Annotated in this window: 6 protein-coding genes; 3 read left to right on the forward strand and 3 right to left on the reverse strand. The window is 73.5% G+C overall.

Translation table 11 applies throughout. From position 1 onward, the window contains the following. The first annotated feature begins 218 nt into the window (after positions 1–218). On the forward strand, positions 219–3,764 hold the full coding sequence (locus ACWCSD_RS42660; protein WP_449923672.1) for a S8 family peptidase: 3,546 nt from the start codon (positions 219–221) through the stop codon (positions 3,762–3,764). A gap of 4 nt (positions 3,765–3,768) precedes the next feature. Here the strand turns inward: ACWCSD_RS42660 and ACWCSD_RS42665 are convergent, their stop codons facing one another. Then, positions 3,769–4,740 carry a helix-turn-helix domain-containing protein gene (locus ACWCSD_RS42665; protein WP_358296920.1) on the reverse strand — a complete coding sequence of 324 codons (972 nt, stop codon included), beginning with the start codon at positions 4,738–4,740 and terminating at the stop codon, positions 3,769–3,771. 64 nt (positions 4,741–4,804) lie between these two features. Continuing rightward, on the reverse strand, positions 4,805–5,713 hold the full coding sequence (locus tag ACWCSD_RS42670) for a hypothetical protein (protein ID WP_397162853.1): 909 nt from the start codon (positions 5,711–5,713) through the stop codon (positions 4,805–4,807). A 235-nt stretch (positions 5,714–5,948) separates the two neighbouring features. Between ACWCSD_RS42670 and ACWCSD_RS42675 the strand changes: the two genes are divergently transcribed. Continuing rightward, positions 5,949–6,638: an NUDIX domain-containing protein gene (locus tag ACWCSD_RS42675; protein ID WP_397162855.1), complete on the forward strand. Its 690-nt coding sequence runs from the start codon at positions 5,949–5,951 to the stop codon at positions 6,636–6,638. Positions 6,639–6,647: 9 nt separating this feature from the next. On the opposite strand, the gene ACWCSD_RS42680 is transcribed toward ACWCSD_RS42675, so the two are convergent. Beyond that, positions 6,648–7,601: a helix-turn-helix domain-containing protein gene (locus ACWCSD_RS42680; RefSeq protein WP_449923678.1), complete on the reverse strand. Its 954-nt coding sequence runs from the start codon at positions 7,599–7,601 to the stop codon at positions 6,648–6,650. Between the two features lie 170 nt (positions 7,602–7,771). Here ACWCSD_RS42680 and ACWCSD_RS42685 point away from each other — a divergent pair. Further along, positions 7,772–7,940, forward strand: a 169-nt coding sequence (locus tag ACWCSD_RS42685; protein WP_449923681.1) for a DUF3072 domain-containing protein, incomplete at its 3' end; no start/stop codon positions are given.

Here is a 7,940-nt window from a genome sequence, read left to right on the forward strand (position 1 = left end):
GGTCAGCGAGGAAACGATCTCCATCGCGCACGGGCGACGGTGGCCGATCTTTCAGTCTGGAGAGAGTTGTGCGCATGCTGTCCACCCCTCGGCGCCGCAGACTCGTGGCCTTACTCGCAGCCGCACTCACCGTGCCACTCGCCGGGCCACTCGTCGCGGTGCCGCGATCGGCCGCCGCGACGACCACGTCACCCGCGCCCGCCAAGTCGGATACCCGGGTGACCGGCACCCCACCGGTCAGGATCACGCTGATCACCGGGGACACCGTCACCTACGCCAACGACGGCAAGGGTCACGCGTCGGCCACGCTGGACCCCGGCGACGGCCGCGACGTGCGGACGTTCCAGGCCCGGCAGGACGATCACGGCTACTACGTGATCCCCGCTGACGCAGGGCCTTACGTCACCCAGGGCATCCTTGACAAGGAACTGTTCAACGTCGACTACCTGGCCGCCAACGGGTACGGAGACGCCAAGTCCGCACAGATCCCCCTCATCGTCCAGTACCCGCCCGAGACCAAGGCCGGCGAGCTGGCGGACAAGGCGAGAGCGCTGAAGGGCGGCGCGCGGCCGATGGTGCTGGACAGCATCGACGGCGCCGCGATCAAGGTGGACAAGAAGCAGGCCGCCGCGTTCTGGCAGTCCCTCGGACGCGAACAGGGCCTCGGCGCCGACAGGTCCTCGGCGGGCAGCCTGCGCAAGGTGTGGCTCGACGGCAAGGTCAAGGCGCTCGACGACGTCAGCAACACGCAGATAGGCGCCCCCACCGCCTGGGCGGCCGGCTACGACGGCACGGGCGTGAAGGTGGGCGTCATCGACACCGGGATCGACACCGCGCATCCCGACCTGCAGGGCAGGATCGCCGCGGCCCGCAACTTCGTCCCCGAGGGCAGCCCGGGCGGCGGCGACCCGGACGAGGTCACCGACCGGGTCGGCCACGGCACCCACGTGGCCTCCATCGTCGCGGGCAGCGGCGCCGCCTCGAACGGCAGGTACAAGGGCGTCGCCCCCGGCGCCCGGCTGGTCATCGCCAAGGCGCTGGGCGACAACGGCAGCGGCAGCGACTCCGAGATCATCGCGGCGATGCAGTGGCAGGCGGCCGCCGAGGGCGTCCGGGTGGTCAACATGAGCCTGGGCAGCTCGACCCCCACCGACGGCACCGACCCGCTGAGCCAGGCGGCCGACGAGCTGACCGCCCGGTACGGCACGCTGTTCGTGGTCGCGGCGGGCAACTCGGGCCCCGGCCGGTTCACCGTCGGCACGCCCGGCGCGGCGACCTCGGCGCTCACCGTCGGCGCGGTCGACGGCAAGGACGCGCTCGCGGAGTTCTCCAGCCGCGGCCCGCGCCTGGACGACGCGCCCAAGCCCGACCTGACCGCGCCCGGCGTGGCCATCGTCGCGGCCCGCGCGGCGGGCACCAGCATGGGCGAGCCGGTGGACGAGCGTTACACGGCCGCCTCCGGCACCTCGATGGCCACGCCGCACGTGGCCGGGGCCGCCGCGATCGTCAAGCAGCGCCACCCCGCCTGGACGGCCAGGCAGATCAAGGACGCGCTGATCGGCTCGGCCAAGCCCATCCCCGGCCAGCAGATCGACGACGCCGGCGCCGGCCGCCTGGACGTGGCCCGCGCGGTGCGCCAGGGCGTGACCGCGACCGGCGTGGTCGACCTCGGCAAGCACCAGCAGGACCAGGGCCCGGCCACGGCCGAGGGCACCATCACCTACGCCAACGGCACCGCCGCCCCGGTCACGCTGCAGCTGGCCGCCACCCTGGACAAGGCCGAGCTCAGCGCCGCGTCCGTGACGGTCCCGGCGGGCGGCACCGCCGACGTCAAGGTCACGGTGGACCTGGCCGAGCTCTCCTTCGGCCGGTACGGCGGGCTGGTCACCGCCACGGCGGGCACGGAGCAGGTGCACACCACGCTGGCGCTGACCTGGAAGGGACCGCAGCACAAGGTCCGCTTCACCGCCGTCGACGCCGCGGGCAGGCCGACCGGCGCCGACACGCTGTCGATGTTCGGCGCCTCGCAGCAGGACGACCTGTTCACCTGGCTGCCCCAGGAAGGGCTGACCGTGGAGGTGTCCGAGGGCACCTACATGACGCAGTCGCTCAACCTGGGCAGCGGCTGGGGCCGCACGCACCCGAGGGACGGCATGGTCGTCATCCCCGAGCTCAAGGTCGACCGCGACCTGGACGTGGTGCTGGACTTCCGCAAGACCACCCCGGTGACCATCAAAACGAAGGAACCCGCCGAACAGGTGGGCATCTACACCTACTTCACCCATCGCGCGTTCGGCTCGCGCAAGATCTCCCAGGGCGTCATGAACTTCGACGTCATCGAGGGGCTCAACGTCTCGCCGACCCAGCCCGTGCGGGACGGCTCGTTCGAGTTCGCCTCGCGCTGGCAGCTCGTCGCGCCGAAGCTCACCGTCCGCGTGCCCGGCTCGGGCGAGCCGTACCCGATGGGCTTCCTGGGCGGGTCGCCGGCCGTGGACGGGCGGCACATGTGGCGGCTCGCCGACGGGGCCGCCGGGGCCAAGGGAAAGGCCGCGGTCATCCGCAGCGAGGACATCGACTGGTCCGACCCGTCCGGGGCCGCGATCAAGGCGGGCGCGGTCGCCGTGATCCTGGTGCTCTCCCCCGACGACGCGTTCGGCCACGGCTGGAGGCCGGTCGGCGCCGACCTGCCGATCCCGGCGCTGGTGGTCGCCGGCGACGACGGGCAGCGGATGCTGGAGCGGATGAAGAAGGGCAACGCCAAGCTGGAGGTCACGGGGCAGATGGACTCGCCCTACCTCTACGACGTCATGCAGGTCTCCGACGGCCGGGTGCCGGACAAGATCGTGCATGAGGTGAACGACGGCAACACCGCCCGGGTCACCACGACCTATGCCGACAACGGCGGTTTCGGCTGGGCCAAGGAGCAGCGCTTCGGCTGGCGTCCCTGGCAGTCGTACGCGCTGGGCCAGCAGATGGAGACCCAGCGGATCGTCAGGACGCCGCTGCGCCGCACCGAGTACGTCAGCGCCGACGGCTCCTACTGGCAGCACCTCGTCAACCACCAGTACGTCTGGGACGAGATGGGCCGCCTGCTCGACGGCATGACCGAGCAGCCGCGCACCTACCAGCCCGGCACGCGGATCAGCGAGAGCTGGCACGCCCCGGTGGTCCGCCCGGCGATCCCCGGCTGGCTGAAGCCGTCCACCCGGGAGGGCGACACGCTGGAGATCCGCGTCCCCGAGTTCGTGGACTCCTCCGGGCACGTCTCCCGGGCGGGCGTCGACAACGACACCGCCTCGGCCCGGTTCTTCCGCAACGGCACGCTGGTGGCCGAGCGCGACGCCGCCTGGGGCGCGTTCCCCGCGGCGCCGCAGGAGGCCGCCTACCGGCTGGAGCTGTCCACCAGGCGCACCTCGGAGGAGTGGACCACGGCCATCGCGACCGAGACGGCCTGGACGTTCCGCTCCAAGCCGGGCGACCGGGTGCTGCCGCTGCTGCAGGTCGACTATGACGTGCGCCCGGAGCGTCCCGGTCTGGTGGGCTTCGCCGTACGGCATCAGGAGGGCGTGACCGGGGCGCGCGCGAAGGACCTGAAGCTGGAGCTGTCCTACGACGACGGCGCGACGTGGCGGCGGCAGCCGGTGATCCCGCTCGGCGGCGGCCGCTACGACGCGATCGTGCTGCGCCCGCACCCGTCGCTGCGGGTCACCGCCACCGACTCGGCCGGCAACACGGTCCAGCAGACGGTGATCAGGGCCTACTGATCGCTCAGAGCCAGTTCTCGCGGGCGGCGTGCCAGGCCAGTTGCATCCGGGTCTGCGCACCCGCCCGCTCCATCAGGTAGGCGATCCTGCGCTGCACCGTCCGCTGGGAGATCTTGAGCTGGGTGGCGATCGACTTGTCCGGAACACCCGCGACCAGCAGCGACAGCAGGTAGAGATGGTCGGCGTCGAGCGGGCTGCCCGGGTTGGTGAGACTGACCGGGGTGGCCCGCTCCCACAGGCTCTCGAACAGGGCCTTGAGGGCGTCGAGCAGGCTGCTGGGCCGGATCAGCGCGGCGGTGAGCTGGGTCAGGCCGTCGGTGTGCTGGATGAGCGGGAGCACGCCGAGCTCGCCGTCCGCGATGATCATCCGTACCGGCAGGACGGGCAGCGCGCGGGCCTGCTCTCCCAGCGTGATGCCGTCGGCGAGGTTGACCAGCATGCCGGGTTCCTCCAGCAACGCCCCTTCGTAGATGACGCGGTAGCCGACGCCGCGCCGCAGCGCCGCGAGCTCCTCGCCGTTCTCCTGCGAGCTCATCGCCACGTGCCCGGCCCGGCAGAGGCTGAGCACCTCGTGCCGGGCGCCGTCCTGGAGCAGCCGGAGCTGCTCGCGCAGCGCCGCCCGGCTGGTGATCACCTCGATGAGCTGCGCGGCCTCGCGCCGCCTGGCGTGCGCCAGGTACTCCCCCGTGAGCTGCTCCATGGCGTGCCGCGCCCGGTCGACCTCGGCCTGCCGCCGGTGCAGCCGGGCCGCGAGCGCGACGTCGGGGGCGACCGCCGTGAACCGGCCGGGCTCGCCAGCGACGGCGCGCGCCAGGCCCTTGGCCAGCAGCGAGCCGAGCGCCTGCCGCGCCACCTCGGCCGGCACGCCCAGCTCCTCGGCCAGGGCGTCGGACTCCACCTCGGTGGTCCTGACCAGCAGCCGGTAGGCGGCCTCCTCCTCCGCGCCCAGCCCCGCCGCGCTCAGCACGTGCCGCACACGGCCCGATCCAGATTCACCCGGCCATTGTAGAGAGCGGCCGCCGGGGCGACGGCCGGGCCTGTCACGTCACGAGTTCGGTGCGCAGTTCGTGGCTGTCGTCGGGGAGCCGGGCCTCGTAGAAGAGGCGGTGGGCGCCGTCGGGGAGCGGGAGCACGTCGAGGTAGCGGACGTCGGCCACCGGCGGCCCGTCCACCGGCGCCAGCAGCGGCGCTTCGCCGGCCCCGGTCGCGCCGGCGGGCGTGGCGAGGCCGGTGCGTTCGCGCCAGTTCTCCGCCGCCGAGGCGCGTCCGTCGTAGCAGGCCCGGCCGTCGGGCAGGACGCTGGTCAGCCGGGCGCCGCGGGCGTCCCACAAGCCGGGGCGGCCGGTGAGGACGGTGCCGTGCGGCCGCCAGTTCAGCCCGTCGCGGCTGGTGGCGTACGCGGTGCTCATCCGGTCCTCCGCGCCGGGCGTCTCCAGCGGGTGGCAGCAGATCCAGGCCCGCCATCCGGTGCCGTCGTACCGGATCACCGGGTCCTTGACGCCGGTCCGGGCGTCGCCGGTGAGCACCGGCCGGACGTCCGCCCCGGCCAGGCCCTCCGGGGACGCCGCCTCGACGACGCCGATCCACCAGTGCCTGGTCCCCGGCGTGGCGCAGCTGACGTACAACCGCCACCGGCCGGACGGCAGGCGTACCAGGGCGGGGCGTTCCACCATCGCGGCGCCGAAGCGGCCGCGCGGCAGGACGGCGACCGTGGTGAACCGCTCGCCGTCCGTGGAGCGGGCCACCGCGTTGTGGTCCTCGCCGCCGGCGCGTACGCGGTAGGCCAGGACGTACGTGCCGTCGGCGTCGAGCGTGGCGCTCGGCGCGCCGGCCCAGTGCTGCGGCCCGCGACCGGGCGCCGGAACGGCGACGGCGTGACGCTCCTTCCCCTGGCCGGGCAGCGGGAAGGAGGGCACGAGCGGAGAACGGGGGTACGCGCTTGCGGTCATGGTCCGAGTCTGCGCGGGAGGGGGATCGCGAGGCAGTGGCAGTACTGCTCATATACGGGAATTTCCTGCCATACTCGGTGACCGGGATCCGGCACCCCTGACGAAAGGGCGACATGACGGCACGATCGGCACGACAGCCCGTTCCTGCCCGCGCGGGCAGAGCGGCGGACAGGCCGGTTCCTCCCGGCTGCCACCTCCCCACGGCGGGCGCGTCCGCCGGGTGTGGACGGTCGTCGTGACCGCGGGCCTCGACGTGCCCGACCGGCGTGGCCGTACCGGCCTGGACCAGGCGGGACGCGACCTGACCGGCAACCCCCGGGTGCGGGTGCGCGACGTGCGGCTGCTGGCCTGCAACTGGTACGTCCTGCGCACCACCACCTTCGACTACCAGCACGCCGACGGCCGCTGGAGCACCCAGCAGCGGGAGACCTACGACCGCGGCAACGGCGCCACCGTGCTGCTGTACGACCCCGCCCGCCGCACCGTCCTGCTGACCCGGCAGTTCCGCTACCCCGCCTACGTCAACGGGCACCCCGACGGGATGCTCCTGGAGACCGCGGCCGGGCTGCTGGACGACGACGCGCCGGAGGAGGCGATCCGGCGCGAGGCCGCCGAGGAGACCGGCCACACCGTCGGCGAGGTCGAGCCGGTCTTCTCCGTCTACATGAGCCCGGGGTCGGTGACCGAACGCCTGCACTTCTACGCCGCGCCGTACAGCGCCGCGACCCGCACCTCGGCGGGCGGCGGGGTCGCGGCGGAGGGCGAGGACATCGAGGTCGTGGAGCTCGACTTCGACCAGGCCCTCGACCTGATCCGGCGGGGCGAGATCGCCGACGCCAAAACGATCATGCTGCTGCAGTGGGCGGCGTTGAGCGGCCCCTTCTCCCCCGCCCGCACGCCGGACCAGCCCGTGGCGCGACCGTAGGGATCGGCGTCACGGAAGGCGGCGGAAGGCGCGGCGGTAGGTGGCGGGGGCGACGCCGCGCCGGGCGGCGAAGTGGTGGCGCAGGGTGTCAGCGCCGCCGAACCCGGCTCGGACGGCCACGGCCTCCACGTTCAGATCGGTGGTCTCCAGCAGCTCCTCGGCCAGCTGGAGGCGGCGTTCGAGCAGCCAGCGGTGCGGGGTGGTGCCCGTCAGGTCCTTGAACCGCCGGGCGAACGTGCGCGGCGACATGGCCGCGCGCGTCGCGAGCGCCTCCACCGTCAGCGGCCGGTCGAGGTGCTCCTGGATCCAGTCGAGCAGCTCCGCCAGTTCGTACGGGGTGCGCTGCGGCGGCATGGGCGCCTCGACGTACTGGGCCTGCCCGCCGGCGCGATGGGCCGGTACGACCAGGCGCCGGGCCAGGGCGTTGGCCGTGGCGGCTCCGTACTCCAGCCGGATGAGGTGCAGGCAGGCGTCGATCCCGGCCGCGGCTCCGGCGCTGCTGAGCACGGGGCCGTCCTCGACGTACAGGATGCCGGGCTCGACGGTGACCCGGGGATGGCGGCGGGCGAGCAGGTCGGCGAACTGCCAGTGGGTGGTGGCGCGCCGGCCGTCGAGCAGCCCGGCGGCGGCCGGCAGGAACGCGCCGGTGCAGACGGTCAGCACCCTGGCGCCGCGCCCGACCGCCTCCCGCAGCGCCGCCAGCAGGGCGGCGGGGACGGGCGCGTCGAGCCGCGGCCAGGCCGGGACGGCCACCAGGTCCGCCTCGGCGAGCCGGTCGAGCCCGTGCTCGACGTGGACGGCGAACCCCGAGGTCGTGGGGATGGCGCCGGGCTCCGCCGCGCAGACCGCGAAGTCGTGCACGGGCAGCCCGTCGTCGGTGCGGTCCAGCCCGAACACCTGGCAGACGATCCCGAGCTCGAACGCGGCGACCAGGTCCCCGACCACGGCCGCGACCCTGCGCATCACGCCCGCCAGTATGGCAGGAACTTCCCGGACCCGGGCATTTCCGCCGCCGGTCAGGCGAGTGCCCGGACAGAGCCGCCGGACCACCGGCGGGCGACCTCGCGTTTGCGGCGCGCTTGTTCGGGCATGGCGTGCTGCCCCAGGAGAACGTGAGTTCGAGGAGAGTCAGCATGAGTCACGGACCGGTGGAGAAGGACCCCGACGAGTGGACGACCGGCGACGAGCCCATGACCGGCCCGCAGGAGTCCTACCTGCACACCCTGGCCAGGGAGGTGGGCAGGGAGGTGCCCGGCGGGCTGAGCAAGGCCGAGGCGTCCCGGTTGATCGACGAGCTCCAGG

The sequence above is a fragment of the Nonomuraea sp. NPDC001684 genome, from assembly GCF_053596515.1.